The organism is Streptomyces sp. NBC_00663, assembly GCF_036226885.1.
Classification (GTDB): domain Bacteria; phylum Actinomycetota; class Actinomycetes; order Streptomycetales; family Streptomycetaceae; genus Streptomyces.
This window is the reverse complement of record NZ_CP109027.1, coordinates 8,997,981-9,013,240: the sequence shown is the minus strand read 5'-3', so window position 1 is coordinate 9,013,240 and position 15,260 is coordinate 8,997,981. Positions and strand designations below refer to the sequence as shown.

General features: G+C 74.0%; 17 protein-coding genes. 10 read left to right on the top strand and 7 right to left on the bottom strand.

Features of this window, described 5'->3' with window-relative positions; translation table 11 throughout:
• The first annotated feature begins 110 nt into the window (after positions 1-110).
• Positions 111-503 (top strand): Imm32 family immunity protein, encoded by a 393-nt coding sequence (locus OG866_RS41025; protein ID WP_329342749.1) that lies wholly within the window; start codon positions 111-113, stop codon positions 501-503.
• A gap of 8 nt (positions 504-511) precedes the next feature.
• Here the strand turns inward: OG866_RS41025 and OG866_RS41020 are convergent, their stop codons facing one another.
• Positions 512-1,090 carry a GlcG/HbpS family heme-binding protein gene (locus OG866_RS41020; RefSeq protein WP_329342748.1) on the bottom strand — a complete coding sequence of 193 codons (579 nt, stop codon included), beginning with the start codon at positions 1,088-1,090 and terminating at the stop codon, positions 512-514.
• A 232-nt stretch (positions 1,091-1,322) separates the two neighbouring features.
• Here OG866_RS41020 and OG866_RS41015 point away from each other — a divergent pair, with 232 nt between their 5' ends.
• A complete protein-coding gene (locus tag OG866_RS41015) occupies positions 1,323-2,555 on the top strand; it encodes a sensor histidine kinase (RefSeq protein ID WP_329342746.1) in 1,233 nt (410 codons plus the stop codon).
• Between the two features lie 150 nt (positions 2,556-2,705).
• A complete protein-coding gene (locus OG866_RS41010) occupies positions 2,706-3,377 on the top strand; it encodes a response regulator transcription factor (RefSeq protein WP_329342744.1) in 672 nt (223 codons plus the stop codon).
• A gap of 21 nt (positions 3,378-3,398) precedes the next feature.
• Here the strand turns inward: OG866_RS41010 and OG866_RS41005 are convergent, their stop codons facing one another.
• Positions 3,399-5,279, bottom strand: a complete 1,881-nt coding sequence (locus tag OG866_RS41005; protein WP_329342741.1) for a serine/threonine-protein kinase — start codon at positions 5,277-5,279, stop codon at positions 3,399-3,401.
• Between the two features lie 227 nt (positions 5,280-5,506).
• Here OG866_RS41005 and OG866_RS41000 point away from each other — a divergent pair, with 227 nt between their 5' ends.
• The 4 genes from OG866_RS41000 (at position 5,507) to OG866_RS40985 (ending at position 8,677) form a co-directional block, all read left to right on the top strand.
• The gene (locus tag OG866_RS41000) at positions 5,507-6,139 is read left to right on the top strand and encodes a DUF6629 family protein (RefSeq protein ID WP_329342739.1); all 633 of its coding nucleotides are present in this window, start codon (positions 5,507-5,509) and stop codon (positions 6,137-6,139) included.
• 63 nt (positions 6,140-6,202) lie between these two features.
• Entirely contained in the window at positions 6,203-6,829 is a 627-nt protein-coding gene (locus OG866_RS40995) for a hypothetical protein (protein ID WP_329342736.1), read from the top strand.
• Positions 6,830-6,899: 70 nt separating this feature from the next.
• Positions 6,900-7,622, top strand: a complete 723-nt coding sequence (locus OG866_RS40990; RefSeq protein WP_329342735.1) for a DUF1775 domain-containing protein — start codon at positions 6,900-6,902, stop codon at positions 7,620-7,622.
• An 83-nt stretch (positions 7,623-7,705) separates the two neighbouring features.
• A complete protein-coding gene (locus OG866_RS40985) occupies positions 7,706-8,677 on the top strand; it encodes an NAD(P)-dependent alcohol dehydrogenase (RefSeq protein WP_329342734.1) in 972 nt (323 codons plus the stop codon).
• A 9-nt stretch (positions 8,678-8,686) separates the two neighbouring features.
• Here OG866_RS40985 and OG866_RS40980 read toward each other — a convergent pair whose 3' ends face one another.
• Complete coding sequence (locus OG866_RS40980) at positions 8,687-9,208, bottom strand: MarR family winged helix-turn-helix transcriptional regulator (protein ID WP_329342732.1); 522 nt, start codon at positions 9,206-9,208, stop codon at positions 8,687-8,689.
• Between the two features lie 40 nt (positions 9,209-9,248).
• Between OG866_RS40980 and OG866_RS40975 the strand changes: the two genes are divergently transcribed.
• Both OG866_RS40975 and OG866_RS40970 read left to right on the top strand, forming a co-directional pair.
• Positions 9,249-10,139 carry an EamA family transporter gene (locus tag OG866_RS40975; protein WP_329342730.1) on the top strand — a complete coding sequence of 297 codons (891 nt, stop codon included), beginning with the start codon at positions 9,249-9,251 and terminating at the stop codon, positions 10,137-10,139.
• Positions 10,140-10,158: 19 nt separating this feature from the next.
• Positions 10,159-10,992, top strand: a complete 834-nt coding sequence (locus OG866_RS40970) for a class I SAM-dependent methyltransferase (protein ID WP_329342729.1) — start codon at positions 10,159-10,161, stop codon at positions 10,990-10,992.
• A gap of 48 nt (positions 10,993-11,040) precedes the next feature.
• Here OG866_RS40970 and OG866_RS40965 read toward each other — a convergent pair whose 3' ends face one another.
• From OG866_RS40965 to OG866_RS40950, 4 genes are all read right to left on the bottom strand, one after another.
• On the bottom strand, positions 11,041-11,181 hold the full coding sequence (locus OG866_RS40965) for a hypothetical protein (protein WP_329342727.1): 141 nt from the start codon (positions 11,179-11,181) through the stop codon (positions 11,041-11,043).
• A gap of 13 nt (positions 11,182-11,194) precedes the next feature.
• A complete protein-coding gene (locus OG866_RS40960) occupies positions 11,195-11,404 on the bottom strand; it encodes a hypothetical protein (RefSeq protein ID WP_329342726.1) in 210 nt (69 codons plus the stop codon).
• Between the two features lie 86 nt (positions 11,405-11,490).
• A complete protein-coding gene (locus OG866_RS40955; RefSeq protein WP_329342724.1) occupies positions 11,491-12,657 on the bottom strand; it encodes a serine hydrolase domain-containing protein in 1,167 nt (388 codons plus the stop codon).
• A gap of 110 nt (positions 12,658-12,767) precedes the next feature.
• Positions 12,768-13,997, bottom strand: coding sequence for a PP2C family protein-serine/threonine phosphatase (locus OG866_RS40950; protein ID WP_329342723.1), 1,230 nt, complete (start codon positions 13,995-13,997; stop codon positions 12,768-12,770).
• A 146-nt stretch (positions 13,998-14,143) separates the two neighbouring features.
• On the opposite strand from OG866_RS40950, the gene OG866_RS40945 reads away from it, so the two are divergent.
• On the top strand, positions 14,144-15,250 hold the full coding sequence (locus tag OG866_RS40945; protein ID WP_329342720.1) for a serine hydrolase domain-containing protein: 1,107 nt from the start codon (positions 14,144-14,146) through the stop codon (positions 15,248-15,250).
• Positions 15,251-15,260 lie beyond the last annotated feature (10 nt).

Genomic DNA, 15,260 nt, shown 5'->3' with positions numbered 1-15,260 from the left:
ATCGAACGCACCACAACAGTGCTGATTTCTCCGGGAGTTGTGACATTCAGCTGGTCACAGGGGGGTTCGCGGGGCAGGCTGTACCGATGATCGGGAGGAGTACGGGCGGAATGTCACCGAGGGTTCTTCACGACCCGGCGTCCGGCGAGGTGGACCTCACCGCCCCGGCCGCCGAGCTGCGCCGGCTGGCGCGTGCCGTGGCCGAGGGCGAGGGCCTGCTGTGGACCGCGGCCGGGCCGGACGGCGATGCGCTGGCGGGCGTCGAGATCAGCGACGCGCCGGGGCCTGGGGTCCGCGTCTCGCTCGACCCCGTCCGGCGTGTCCTGCTCATCGGCGGCGACAGCGACGCCCGGGCCCTGCTCGCGGCCAATCTGCACGACATGGCCGACGCGGAGGACGGCGGTCATCTCCACGTCGACCACTTCCCCGACCACCCCTATCTGGCCGAGGGATCCCTCCCGCTGGTGGTCAACAGCCCGCACGGGGGCATGCCGAGGGGCTGAGCCACCGGTCAGCGGCCGGCGGCCACCGCCTCCGCGCCCGCCTGCGCGAACTTCTCGTCCAGCGCGCCGGACGGGGCGCCCGCGACGCCGATACCGGCGATCGGCGCGTTCTGGGCGGTGACCGGGACGCCGCCGGCCAGGAACAGGGTGCCGGGGATGTCCTTCAGGTTCGGGGCCTGCTTCAGGCGCTCGGCCAGTTCCGAGGTGGGGGCGTTCCAGGAGACCGCGGTGTAGGCCTTGCGCTCGGCGGACTCGTAGGACTGGGGGCCGGCGCCGTCGCCGCGCAGGGTGACGAGCGTGTTGCCGTTGCGGTCGACGACGGCGACCGTGACCCGCTGGTTCTCCTTCTCGGCGGCGTCCAGCGCGGCCTGGGCGGCGCGGGTGGCGGCGTCGATCGTCAGATGGGTGGACGTGGTGGTGGCCTTGGCCGGGGCGGAGGCCGCGGCGACGGGCGCGGCGGCCGGTGCGGAGGCGTTGGCGGAGACCGCGCCGAAGCCCGCGAGGGCGACGGCGCCGAGCACGGCACCGCCGAGGGCGACACGGGCGCGGCGGGAGACCTTCTTGTGCTGGGGCTGCACGGCGTTCATGGGTCGGTACTCCTTCGGTGGGCGGGCGGCCCGGTTGCCGTCCCGTTTCCTGCTCTCCACCCTCGGCCCGGAACCGGGCCCGGACGGTCGACGTTCCGGCTCGCTCGGAGGCGCGGGACGGATGACACGGGGGTCATCCGATCGGTTGACCCGCGCGGCCCGCGTCGCCGGTGACAATGGAGGTGTTTGCCCAGTTCAGCGCCCACAGTGAGGAAGGGAGGCGAGCCCCCTGATGCCGGACCGTACGCCGGACCGCACGCCGCACCGCGCGCCGGACCGCCCGGACGAACCGAGCGCCGTGGACACCCGGTGGCTCGGCCTCGTGCTGCACGCGGCGTTCTTCCTGCTGCTCGGCGGCGCGCTCGCCCGGTTCCTGCTGCGGCATCCCGGCGAGCCGCGCACCCCGTGGATCATCGCGCTGTGCGTCGTGCTCGTCGTCCTGCATCTGCTGGGGCCGAAGGCAGGCCGCCCGGGTCCACGGCACTCGGCCTGGCTGGCGCTGGTCCTCGTGGTGTGGATGGTGCTGGTGGTGCTCGCGCCCAGCTTCGCCTGGTGCGCGGTGCCCCTCTTCTACACCGGGCTGCGCACCCTGCCGCCCCGCGCGGCGCTCGTCCTCGTGACGGTGCTGACGGTGTTCGTGGTGGCCGCTCAGGTGCAGCTCGGCGGGCGCTTCGACCCGAACCTGGTGCTCGCGCCGCCCGCGGTCGCCGCGCTCGCCACCGCCGTCTTCCTCCAGATGGAACGGCAGACCGACCGTCAGCGCGCCCTCATCGACGACCTGATCCGCACCCGCCGTGAACTCGCCGCCTCGGAACGCCGCGAGGGCACCCTCGCCGAGCGGGAACGGCTCGCCATGGAGATCCACGACACGCTCGCCCAGGGCCTGTCCAGCCAGCGGATGCTGCTCCAGGCGGCGGACCGGGTGTGGGACGGCGAGCCGGACAAGGCCCGCGGCCATGTACGCACCGCCGCCTCCGTCGCCGAGCACAACCTCGCCGAGGCCCGCCGCTTCGTCCACGACCTCGCCCCCGCCGACCTCGCCCGCGGCGGCGGCCTCGACGAGGCGCTGCGCGCGCTGGCCGCCCGGGAGTCCGGCGCGCGGTGGACCGTACGCGTCCATGTGGACGCCGACGACGAACGGCTCGCCAGGCTGCCCGACCGCGTCCAGTCCGCCCTGCTACGGATCGCCCAGGGCGCTGTGGCCAACGTCCGCGAGCATGCGGGGGCGAGCGGTGCCGCGCTCACCCTCACCCTCCTCGACGACGAGGTCGTCCTGGACGTCTCCGACGACGGCCACGGCTTCGACCCCTCCGCGCTCCCCGACTCCCCCGAGGGCGGACGCGGACACGGGCTCCCCGCGATGCGCGCCCGGCTGCACGCGCTCGGCGGCACGCTGACCGTCGAGTCCCGCCCCGGCGAGGGCACCGTCCTCTCCGCCGCAGTCCCTCTGGGGACGCCCCGATGACCACCTCTGTCCGGCCGGGACGCCCCGCCGACCGCCTGTCCCCTGGAAGTCGGCCCAATGACCGCCCCTGCCTCCTGGAAGCCGACCCGATGGCCACCTCTCTCCGCCGGACGCCCCGATGACCGCAGCTGCCCCCTGGGAGGCACCCCGATGAGCGCCGACCCCGCGTCCGCGATGGCCCCGGGCCCCGCGTCCGCTCCCGTGCGCATCCTCGTCTGCGACGACCATGCCGTCGTACGGGCCGGGCTGCTCGCGCTGCTCGACAGCGCCCCGGACATCGAGGTCGTCGGGGAGGCCGGCACCGGTGCGGAGGCCCTCGCGCTGGCCTCGAAGCTCACGCCGGACGTCGTGCTGATGGACCTCCAGCTGGGCGAGGGCATCGACGGCGTGGAGACCACGCGCCGTCTCACCTCCGCGCCCGGCGCCTCCCCGCACGTCCTGGTGCTGACGACGTACGACACCGACGCCGACATCACCCGCGCCATCGAGGCGGGCGCCACCGGCTACCTCCTCAAGGCCGAGCGCCCAGAAGAGCTGTTCGCGGCGATCCACGCCGCCGCCGAGGGCCGCACCACCCTGTCGGCGCCCGTCGCGGGCCGCGTGATGGCCAACCTGCGCAAGCCGCCCCCCACCCTCACCGACCGGGAGCGCGACATCCTGACCCAGCTGGCCCGGGGCATCGGCAACCGGGACATCGCCCGCGCCCTCTACATCAGCGAGGCCACGGTCAAGACCCATCTGCGCCGCATCTACGACAAGCTCGGCGTGGACACCCGCGCGGGAGCGGTGGCGGTCGCCAAGGAGCGCCGGCTGCTGCCGTGAGACCGCCCTGCCGCCCCTCTCCTACGCCGCGCGCCAGACCGTCGTGTCCACCTGAATGAAGCTGAGTCCGGGTTTGTCCCACAGCGCGGTCGACTTCACCTGGATCGACAGCAGCGCGATGTCACCGGAGGGGTGCTGGATGCAGAACTCGCTGCCCGCCGCCGACGCGGCCAGGGAGAAGTTGTGGAACTCCTTGCCCTTGGCCCCACTGAGCATGAACTTGCAGTCCTCGTAGGTGTTGCCGGGGTCGCCGAACATCTGGAGGATCAAGCTCTTGTCGCTCTCCAGCGCGCAGCCGATCTCCTCGCAGGTGAAGCGGATGTCGCCCTTGCGGTCGTCGCGGGTCTCCGGCCGCTTGCCGCTGTGGAGGTACAGAGAGTTCTTCTCGTCCAGGTTCATGGGCGAGAACCCCGGGATCGCCTGCGGCTGCTTGTCCGCGGTCGCCTCACCGCCCGCCGCCTGCGCGGTTCCGTCACCGGCCGCCGCGTCGGCCGCGTCCGCCGAGCCGTCAGTGGCCGCCGAGGAGGACGCCGACGACCGTGCGGATCGGGTGGGTTCCGGCGTGGAGGACGTGGTCGTGCCCCCGTCGCGAGCCTCGTCGGCGCCGCTCTTGGCCTGCCACACCAGTCCCGTCACCAGCAGCGCCGTCGCGGTCACGGCGGCCGCCGCGATCAGCGCCGTACGTCTGCGCCGGACCCGCCCCTGATCCGGCACCGTCGGCGCGGACGGCCGCACCGGGGCGATCAGCGGCTGCTGCTGTGCCAGGGACCCGGCGGCGGGCGCCGAAGGGGGCGCCCAGGCGGGCCCGGAGGCCGACACCAGGGTCGGCTCCGGAGCACGCGCCACCCCATCCGCAGCCTCGGCCGACCCGGGACCGGGGACCGGAGCCTCCGTCGGCCCGGGAACGGGGACCGCAGCCGCGTCCGCGCGCGCATCTCCATCCGGAGCCTGGGCCTCCGTGGCCTCGGCGACCGGTGCCTGCACCGCCGTGGGGTCGGGGACCGGAGCCGGGGCCGGTACCTCCGGGCCCGTGATCTCCCGCCACACCGCCGGGCCACCGCCCGCGTCGGCGTCCCGCCCCAACCGCTGCCGGCACCACTCGACGACCTCGGTCGCGGTGACGCGCTCCTTCGGATCGGCGGCGAGGCACCGCGCGATCAGCGGCCGAATCGGTTCGGGCAGGCCGGACAAGTCAGGCGCCGAGTGCACGATGCGGTACAGGACGGTGGCGGAGGGGCCGTTGCCGTACAGCGGCTCGCCCAGGGCGGCGAAGGCCGCCGTCTGGCCGAGCGCGAAGATGTCGGTGGCCGCCGTGATCTCGGTGGCGAGCGCCTGCTCGGGGGCCATGAACTGGGGTGTGCCGATGGCGGCGCCCGTGGTCGTGTGCGCGGTCAGATCGGCGGCCAGCGAGATGCCGAAGTCGATGACGCGCGGACCGTCGGCGGCCAGCAGCACGTTCGACGGTTTGAGGTCCCGGTGCACGATGCCGGCGCCGTGGATCGCCTGGAGCGCCTCGGCCACGCCCGCCATCAGCCACAGCACCGCCGGGACCGGCAGCGGCCCGCGCCGGTGGACGGCCTCCGCGAGGGAGGGGCCCGGGACGTAGAGCGTGGCCAGCCAGGGCGGTGTGCCGTCGGCGTCGGCGTCGAGGAGTTCCGCGGTGTAGGCGCCCCTGACCTGCCGGGCCGCGTTGATCTCCCGGCGGAAGCGACGGCGGAAGTCCGGGTTGTCGGCGAGTTCCGGCCGTACGACCTTGATGGCGACCGGTCGGCCGCCCTGGGTGTGCGACAGATAGACCCGCCCCATGCCGCCCGCGCCGAGCCGGGCGGCCAGCCGGTAGCCGGCCACCTGAACCGGATCGTCCCCCTGTAGTGGCTGGAACGCCTCGGACACGTCGTTCATCGGCCCCCGTCCCCCCTGCTCCCCTGGTTGTCTCGTCGGTCGACATCTGTTTGACGGTTTGACCGACGGCAGAAGCCTAAGGGGTGTCCGGCGCGTTCTGATCAGGACCCGGGCGCACGCCCGCTACGGCTGCCCCCTCCCGTGTCCTCCCGGACCTCGGCCGGCGCGGACGTAACGTGATGGGCGGTCACGACGGGTGGCCGCGGTGCAAAGCCCCGGGTGGCGTGATGTGTTGGAGTGCTACGGCCGACCTGGTGGCCGGTACGGCGGTCTCGGCGGTCGGTGTCGCCTGTCTGGCGCGGGTGCGGAATCCGCGCGATGTCCCGCTGGCCGGGCTTCCGTTGCTGCTAGGGGCGCATCAGATCGTGGAGGCGCTGGTGTGGAACTCCGGTGGCGGCAGCGGGGCGGCGACCGTGGTGTGGGCCGTCATCGCGCTGCCCGTGCTGGCTTTCGGCGTGCCGGTGGCCGTGTGGTGCGCTGCCGCGCCGCGGGTCCGGCGCCGGCTGGCGGTGCCGGTGGTGGTCGGCGCGGTGACGGCCGCGGCACTCGCGCAGGCCCTTGTCTCCGGGCCGGTGACGGCGGAGATCCGCGGGCACACCATGGGCTATGCGATCGGGCTGCCCCACACCCCGCTGATCGTCGCCGGGTATCTGCTGGCGACCGTGGGCGCGCTGCTGCTCTCGGGTGATCGGCGGCTGTGCGTGCTGGGGCTGCTGATGGGCGTGGGTGCGCTGGTCTGCTCGGCGCTGTGGCGGCTGGAGTTCGTCTCGACCTGGTGCGCGCTGGCCGCCCTGTGCTCGGTGGTGCTGCTCGGCTGGGTGCGTGCACGGTCTCGAGGGGCGGTGGAGGTTTCCCCCTGACGCCGTCGATCTTTCCGGAGCGGCCTGCGCTCCGCGCCTGCCGTGGGCCAGGATGAGCGGGTCATGAACCCGCACGTCGCGAACCCCCGAGCACCCCTGCCCGTCCTGCGGGCCGCGGTGTTCGCCGTCGTCGGCGCCGTGCTGGGGGTGAGCGCCCACCATCTGCTCGGTGCGGAGTCCGTGCCGTGGGCGCAGGGGGCGACCGTGGCCGCCGGGCTCTTCGGCCTGGGGCTGGTCGGCGTGCGCCGGCCGCGGCATGTGGGCACGGTCGTCGTGTGCAGCGTGGCGGGGCAGTCGGGGCTGCATCTGTGGCTGACGCTCACCGCGCACCCGCCGCGGGGGCCGCATGTCCACCACCACGGCCACACGCCGGTGCGGGAGCCGCTGCACGGCTCCGTGGCCATGACGGCGGCCCACGCCCTGGTCGCCGTACTCGTCGCGGTGTTGCTGCACCGAGCGGACATGGCCTGTTGGACGCTGGCCCGGGGTGTGGGCAGGGTGCTGGGCTCGGTGCGGGACCATGTGGCCGCCGCGCGGGCGCTGTTCACCTGGCCGCCGCCGGCCGGGCGGCTGGGTGTGCCGGTTCCGCCCGCGGCGGAGGACGCGAGGACCGCGCCCATGGGGCCCGTCCTCGCGTACGCGGTGGTGCGGCGGGGGCCGCCGCCGGGTCGGGCAGTTCTCGTCACCTGACCCGATCGGGACGCCTGTTCGGCATTCGTCGTACGGCGGCCCCGTCATACCACCCTGCCTGGAGACACCCATGTCCCGTATCACCCGCCGTCTGACCGTCGCCGTGGCCGCGGCGGCAACCGCCGTACTGTGCACCGCCGTTCCGGCCGCCGCCCATGTGGAGGTCGAGTCGGACGACGCGCGGGCCCTCGCCCGGAACGCCGAACTCACCTTCACCGCCGAGTCGGAGTCCGCCACCGCCGGGATCGCCCAGATCCGGGTGGTCCTGCCCGAGGGCATCGCCCCGTCCGACGTCACCTACGAAGACGGGCCCCAGGGCTGGAAGTTCAGCAGGACCGACGACGGCTACGCCGTGCGGGGCGCGGCGCTGAAGGTGGGCGCCGACGCCGCATACTCCATCGTCGTACGGCAGTTGCCGGACGCGAAGGAGCTGGCGTTCAAGACGCTCCAGACGTACGGCGACGGCAAGGTCGACCGCTGGATCGAGCTGGGCGAGTCCGGCGACGACGACGGGCACGGGCACGAAGAGGGCAGTCCGGCGCCGGTGCTGGAGCTGAAGGCCGCCGCGCCGGGCGCGACACCGGTCGGCCCGTCCCCCAGCGCGTCCGAGAGCGTGTCGGCGACGCCGGCCACCGAGGAGGCCGACGCCTCGCCGACCCCGCAGGCGGCCGACGCCGAACAGGACGACGACGGCGGTCTGTCGGCCGGGGCGTGGATCGCTGTCGCGGTGGTGCTGGTCGTGGCCGTGGCCGTCGTGTTCGCCGTACGCCGCAGGGGCGGCGCCCAGCGTTAGGGCCTCGTGGGGGCTGGTCAGTCGCGCGGTTCGTCGGGACCATCCGGAGGGACACCGTCGAACCGGCGCGGAGGAGTGCCCCGATGAAGGCCATCGTCCAGTACGCGTACGGCTCCACCGATTCACTGCAACTGCGGGACGTCGAGCGTCCCGTGCCCCGCGACGACGAGGTGCTCGTGGAGGTACGGGCCGCGGGCGTCGACCCGAGTGTGTGGCATCTGATGACGGGCCGGCCCTACATCGCCCGGCTCAGTCCCGAACTGGGGCTGCGCCGCCCCGCCCATGTCGTGCGCGGCTGGGACGCGGCCGGCCGGGTGGCCGCGGTCGGGGAGAAGGTGACCGGGTTCAAGCCGGGGGACGAGGTGTTCGGGCAGTGCGACGGCTCCTTCGCCGAGTACGCGCGCGCCAGGCCCGAGCAGCTCGCCGCGATGCCCACGGGCCTGTCCTTCGAGCAGGCCGCCGCCCTGCCCGTATCCGGCATCACCGCGCTCCAGGCCCTGGACCTGGCTCGCCCGGCCCCCGGCCGGCGGGTGCTGGTGATCGGCGCCTCGGGCGGCGTGGGCACCTTCGCCGTACAGCTCGCCGCGCACTACGGTGCCGAGGTCACCGGGGTGTGCGGTCCCGGCGCGGCCGATCTGGTCGGGTCGCTGGGCGCCACCGACGTCATCGACTACACCCGGGAAGACATCACCGCGCGCGCCGTGCGCTACGACCTCGTCGTCGACGCCGCCGGCAACCGTTCCCTGTCCCGGTTGCGCCGGGTCCTGGCCCCGCGCGGCACGGTCGTCTTCGTCGGCGGCGAGGACGGCGGCCCGGTACTGGGCGGCCTGGACCGCTGGGTGCGCGGTCTGGTGCTGTCCGTCTTCGTGGGGCAGCGCCTGCGCCCGGTCTTCGCCCATACCCGGCAACCGGATCTCCTGAGGCTCAAGGCCCTGGCGGAGACGGCGGCGATCGTCCCGGTGATCGACCGCACCTACCCCCTGGACGACGCCGTGGCCGCCGTACGGCATCTGGAGAGCGGGCATCCGCGCGGCAAGCTCGTCATCACCGTCTGAGCGGCCCGGTCAGTCCGGCGTCGGAGGTTCGAGGCGGGAGAGCCAGGTGGTGAGCAGCTTCTCCAGGGTCTCGGCCTCGGTGGGTGTCAGCAGGTCCAGCAGCCGGCGTTCGTTGCGCATGTGGTCGGTGAAGGCCTGGTCGACCAGTGCGCGGCCGGGGCCGGTGAGGGCGACGATCCGGCCGCGCTGGTCGTCGGCGGAGCGGCGGCGGGTGACGAGGCCGGCCCGCTCCAGCCGGTCGATCCGCTTGGTCATCGCGCCGGTGGTGACCATGGTGTGCGCGGCGAGCTCGCCGGGCGCCCGCTCATAGGGCTCACCGGCCCGGCGCAGGGCGCACAGGACGTCGAACTCCCCCTCACCGAGGCCGTAGCGGCCGTAGACGAGCACGAGTTCCTCGGTGAGCCGGTCGGCGAGCCGGTGCAGCCGGCCGATCACGCCCTGCGGACCGACGTCGAGATCGGGCCGCTCGCGGCGCCAGTCGGCCTGGATACGGGCCACGCGGTCCGGCGACTGCCGGTCGTTCTCAGACATGCACCCCACTTTAGCTTCCCGGGAAGTTATATTGGCTTCCATGGAAGCCAATGCACGGTGGGTGGCGCTGACCGCGGTGGCGCCGGTGGCGTGGGGCACCGCCTACTACGTCACCCATGAGTTCCTGCCGACGGACCGCCCGCTGTACGGGGCCGCGCTGCGGGCGCTGCCGGCGGGTCTGGTGCTGCTGGCTCTGGCCCGGCGACGGCCGCACGGTGTGTGGTGGTGGCGGTCCGCGGTGCTCGGGCTGCTCAACGTGAGCGTGTTCTTCGTCCTCGTCTACGCCGCCTCGCAACTGCTCCCGACGAGCGTGGCCTCGACCGTCATGGCCGTGTCCCCGCTGACGATGATGCTCATCGCCTGGTCCCTGGTCGCCGAGCGGCCCGGCACCGCCCCTCTGACCGGCGCCGCCGTCGGACTCGTCGGCGTCTGCCTGATGCTGTTCACCGGCGCGGACGGGGTGAGCGTGCCGGGGATGCTCGCGTCCGGCGGGGCGATGCTGGTGTCGGCCTTCGGCCACATTCTGACCAAGCGGTGGAACGCGGGCGGCGCGGTGCTCGCCTCGACCGCCTGGCAGCTCACCGCCGGGGCGCTGTTCCTGCTGCCGGTCGCCGCGGCCGTGGAGGGTCCGCCGCCCGCCCTGTCCGCGCCGGCGCTGCTCGCCTTCGCCTATGTCTCGGTCGTCGCCACGGCACTGGCCTTCACCGTGTGGTTCGCCGGACTGCGGCGGCTGCCGGCGGGGACGGTCGGTCTGATCGGGCTGCTCAACCCCGTGACCGGGGTGCTGCTCGGCACGGCGCTCGCGGGCGAGGCGCTGACCGTCCGGCAGATGTGCGGGCTGCCGCTGGTGCTGCTCGGGGTCGCGCTCGGCCGCCCGGGACGCGCGCGTCCGGCCGCTCGGCCCGTGCCGGCCGCCTGCAACGCCCCTTGAAACGGGGCAAGGTGGAGGGGTGAGCGAACGACGTTTCGATGTGTGGACCGCCGGCGACGCCTACGAGCGGTACATGGGCCGGTGGAGCCGGCTGGTCGCCGACGAGTTCGTCCGGTGGCTGGCCTGTCCGCCCGAGGCCCGGTGGCTGGACGTCGGCTGCGGGTCGGGGGCGCTCACCTCGACGGTGGCCGTACGGTGCCGGCCTCGCGCCCTGCTGGGCGTGGAGCGCTCCGCCGGGTTCGCGGCGACGGCCCGCGCGTCCGCTCCCCCGCCGACGTGTGTCGCCGTGGCGGACGCCCAGGCGCTGCCGGTAGGGGACGCGGTGTTCGACGTGGCCGTCAGCGGACTGGTGCTGAACTTCCTGCCCGCGCCCGGCGTCGCGCTGGCGGAGGCGGTGCGCGGGGTGCGGCCGGGCGGCGTGGTGGCCGCCTATGTGTGGGACTACGCCGAGGGCATGGGTTTCCTGCGCCACTTCTGGGCCGCCGCCACCACGGTCGACCCGTCGGCCGACGCCCACGACGAGGGCCGCCGCTTCCCGCTCTGCCGACCGTCCGCACTGCGCACCCTGTGGAGCGAGGCGGGGTTGACCGAGGTCACGGTCGCGCCGATCGAGATCCCGACCCTGTTCGCCCACTTCGACGACCTGTGGACCCCGTTCCTGTCCGGACAGGGCCCGGCCCCCGGCCATGTCGCCGCCCTCTCCCCCGACCGCCGCGAGGACCTGCGGCGGACGCTGCGCGCACGGGTGCCGACGCGGGCCGACGGGACGATCCCGCTGACGGCTCGCGCCTGGGCGGTACGGGGGCGCAAGGCCACGACGTCATCGCGCGGTGCGGGCCGGACGCAGCGGTGACGAACCCGCCATCGTGAGGGTGACCCCGTCACAGCGGTGGGAGCGGGCTCACCGCGACGCGAGTTCGGACTCGATCCAGGCGTGGACGTGTGCGCGTCCGGCCCACCACTCGCGCACCGCCCGCGGGGTCCAGTGCCGGTCGTCGTCCCAGGCGTAGCCGCCCATCGGCTCGTCCCGGGCCATCTGCACCAGACCCGCCACCTCACGGGGGTTGGCGGGCTGACGCGTGGCGCAGGTCGCTGGAGAGCACGTGCTCGGGCAGGTGGTACGGGCCGTTGAGGCCGTCGTCGGTCTCCCCCGCGTAGAACGGCCCGGGCACGGGGTGCCGGCGAAGCCGGGCGCGCAGGTCCAGGGCCGACCGCCGGAGCTCACGCTCGAACAACTTGGCCTCGCTCGTGCCTGTCTCGTCCACGACGGCACACCGTAGACCAGCGGCGACGGGCAGGGCACGTTCCTTTGCGCCCTGCCCGTCCGTTCCGCTCCGCTCTGCTCTGGCCGTCAGGGATGCCGCAGCAGGGCGCAGACGAGGTTCTCCTCCAGCTCGCGCATCCGTTCCACCTGGGCGGGGTCCGTCGCCTTGTTGATCTGGGTGGTGGCGGAGAACGTCAGCGAGCGGCGGCCGTCGGGGCTGGCCGCGACGAGTTGGGTGTAGCCGAGGGTGTTGCCGGTGTGGCCGTACACGGCACCGCACCGGGTGTCGTACCGGAAGAGCGCGAGGCCCGCCCGGTTGTGGCCCGGCCCGGCGGGCTCGGAGGCGCCCTCGATCCAGCGGCGCTGGGCGTGGATCATGCGTCCGCCGTAGAGCGCGCCGCCGACGTAGCCGCGCACGAAGCGGGTCATGTCGGCCGGCGTGGAGACGATGCCTCCGGAGGCCCACACGCCGGACATGCCCAGGACCTCGCTGACGTCCTCCGGCGCGGCGGGCGGGTCCACGGCGTAGCCGTGCAGATAGGGCTTCGGCATCCGGTAGCCCTGCGGGAGGCTGGTGCGGTCGAGGCCGAGCGGTCTGTAGACGAGTTCGCGCAGGAGGCGTTCGTACGGTGTCCCGGTCGCCGCCTCCGCCATCAGCGCGACGGCGATGTTGTCCGAGTTGGAGTACTGGTAGCGGCTGCCGGGTGCGAAGCGGAGCGGTTTGTCGGCCACGTAGTCGAGCAGGCGGCGGGAGTCGAAGTGGTGCCGTGGGTCGGCGCGGATCTCGTCCCGGAACGCGGTGCTCTCCGAGTAGTCCGGCAGCCCGCTGGTGTGCTGGAGCAGCTGGCGCAGTGTCACCGCGCCCCAGGCGGCGGGCAGTCGGGGCAGTCGGTGGGCCAGGGTGTCGTCCAGGTCGAGGGCGCCGCGGTCGGCCAGTGTCAGGGCGACGGCCCCGCTGAAGGCCTTCGCCGTACTGGCGATGCGCATGTGGTCGTCGGGGCGGGGCGGGCGGCCGGTGCGGAGGTCTGCGGCGCCCGCGGTGAGGACGCGGGTCTTCCTGCCGTACTGGAGGACTGCGATGACGGCGGGCGGGCCGCCGGGGCTGTGGACGAAGCGGTCGAGCTGCTCCTGGAGTCGGTGGTCGTCGCCGTGCTTCGGTGCGGCGGACGCGGGGCCGGCGGTGGTGACCGGGGTCAGTACGGCCACGCAGAGCGCGGCGAGGGAGGCGGCGCGCAGGGCGGAACGCAGAGGCATCAAGGGCTCCCGGGGGGGGTGGGCTGGACTGCGGTCCAGCCTCTCGGCCCCCTCTGGCGCCTGCTCCTTGTGCTGCTGCATCCGGCCCAGTCGGTCTCAGCCCCGCCGTCTCACAGCCGCACGACGATCAACGCCGTGTCGTCCGTCGCGCCTTCCGGTGGCAGCAGCTCCAGCAGCACCGCGTCCGCCATCGGTTCCGGTTCGGCCTTGCGGTGCCGGGTCAGGGAGTCCGCGAGCCGTTCGAGGCCGGTGTCGATGTCCTCGCGGCGGCGCTCCACCAGTCCGTCGGTGTAGAGGACCAGCGTGTCGCCCGCGCTGAAGCCGGCCGTCGCCTCGGGGCGCGGGACGGGGTCGGGGCTGGCGTCCAGCGGCGGATCGGTGGCCGCGTCGAGGAACTCCACCCGGCCGTCGGCGTGGACGAGGGCCGGTGGGAGATGGCCGGCGCTGCTGTAGGTGATGGTGCGGGCGTCGAAGTCGACGAAGGTGGTGACCACCGTCGCGGACTCGGCGCCGGGGACGACGTTCGCGTACCGGCCCAGGACGTCGAGGGCCTGCGCGGGCCCGTCGGCGACCCGGGAGGCGGCGCTCAGCGCGCTGCGCAGCTGGCCCATCACACAGGCCGCCGCCAGTCCGTGACCGACGACATCGCCCACCGCGACACAGATGCGGTCGCCGCCGATCCGGTCCACCAGGTCGTACCAGTCGCCGCAGACGTTCAGCGCGCCGACGGCGGGCCGGTAGCGTACGGCCGCCCGGTGGTCGCGCACCTGGCGCGGCGCCGGGAGCATCGCCTCCTGGAGGGCCAGGGCGACCTCGCGCTCGCGCGCGTGGGCCTTTCTCAGCCGTTCGTTGACCTGCTGCAACTCCCTCGCGCGGATGTACAGTTCGGCCTCCAGCGCCCGGGCCCGGGTGCCGACGGGGCCGCCGCGGTCGCGGACGAACTCGGTGACCTCCTCGACCCGGTGCACCAGGAGGACGACCTCTCCGTCGGGTCCGAGCACGGGGGCGTTGATCGGGCTCCAGTAACGCTCCTCCCACTGTCCCGGCTCCTCCAGGGAGTGCACGTCGTAGCGCTGCACGGCCATGGTGTCGCGCTCACCGGTGGCCAGGACGCGCTGGAGCGAGGCCGCGAGGTTGCGCATGCCGGAGGCGGCCGGGTCGCCGGGGTTGTCGGGGAAGACGTCGAAGAGATAGTGGCCGACGAGCTGTTCCCGGCTGCGGCCGGACATGCGGACGAACTCCTCGTTGGCGTCCACGTACACCAGATCGGGGGTCAGTACCGCCACCATGCCGGGCAGCGCCTGGAACACCGCCGCGTGGTCGATCCCAGCGTCCGCCATGGCTCTGCCGCCTCACTCGCCGATATCGCCTCACTTCCCACGATATGAGCCACGGCCGCCGTTTCCCCGCCGACCGCGTGCTCTGCCCCGCCTCCGCCCGGAAATTCGGTTGCCCACGCCCCCTCGGCCGGCGCTAGATTCCGCCCATGGCAGACATCCAGGGCTCGTACGACGATCTGTTCACGGCCGTGCCCAACGCACTGGCCGCTTTCCTGGACGAGGGGGACGCCGGCGGCTCGGCCGCGGTCTTCGTGGACGGCGAGGCCGTGGTGGACGTGTGGGGCGGATACGCGGACGCGGCCCGGACCAGGCCGTGGGAGCGCGACACCGTCGTGACCGTCTTCTCCGTGACCAAGACGATGACGGCCCTGTCCGCGCTGATCCTGGCGGACCGGGGCGAACTCGACCTGGACACGCCCGTGGCCCGGTACTGGCCGGAGTTCGCCGCGGCGGGCAAGGACAAGGTGCTCGTACGACATCTGCTGTCGCACACCGCGGGCCTGCCCGACTACGACGGGCCGCTCGCCGAGATCTACGACTGGCCGGCCGTCACGGCCCGGCTCGCGGCGCTGGCCCCGCAGTGGGAGCCGGGAACCGCGGCCGGCTACCACTCCCTCACCCAGGGCTTCCTGGTGGGCGAGGTGGTCCGCCGGATCACGGGCCGCACCCTGGGCACGTTCTTCGCCGAGGAGGTGGCCGGGCCCCTCGGCGCCGACTTCCGGATCGGTCTGGGCCCGCGGGACGACCATCGCGTGGCGCTCGCCGTCCCGCCGCCCTCGTACGACGAGGACTACACCGCGAGCGCCCCGAACGCGGACCCCAAGCCCGCCACCGCGACCGCGCTCCGGGTCCGGGACGCCAACAGCCTGGCCTGGCGCCGGGCCGAGATCCCCGCGGCGAACGGCTACGGCAACGCCCGGTCCGTCGCGCTCGTGCAGTCGGCGATGGCGTGCGGGGGCACGGTGGGCGGGGTGCGGCTGCTCTCCCCGGCGGGGTGCGCGCGGGCGTGGGAGGAGCAGTTCGACGGCACGGACCGCACCCTCGGCATGCCGATGCGCTGGGGCCTGGGCTACGGCCTGTTCGGCACGACGTACGGCTGGGGCGGGTGGGGCGGATCCCTCGTCATGGTCGATCCCGAGGCCCGGATGGCGGTGGCCTACGTGACCCACCAGATGCGGGAGCCCGCGGACGACCAGCGGGGCCTGGAGATCGTGTCGGCGGCCTACGAGGGGCTCCAGGGGCTGCGCCCCTGACACCGCGTGC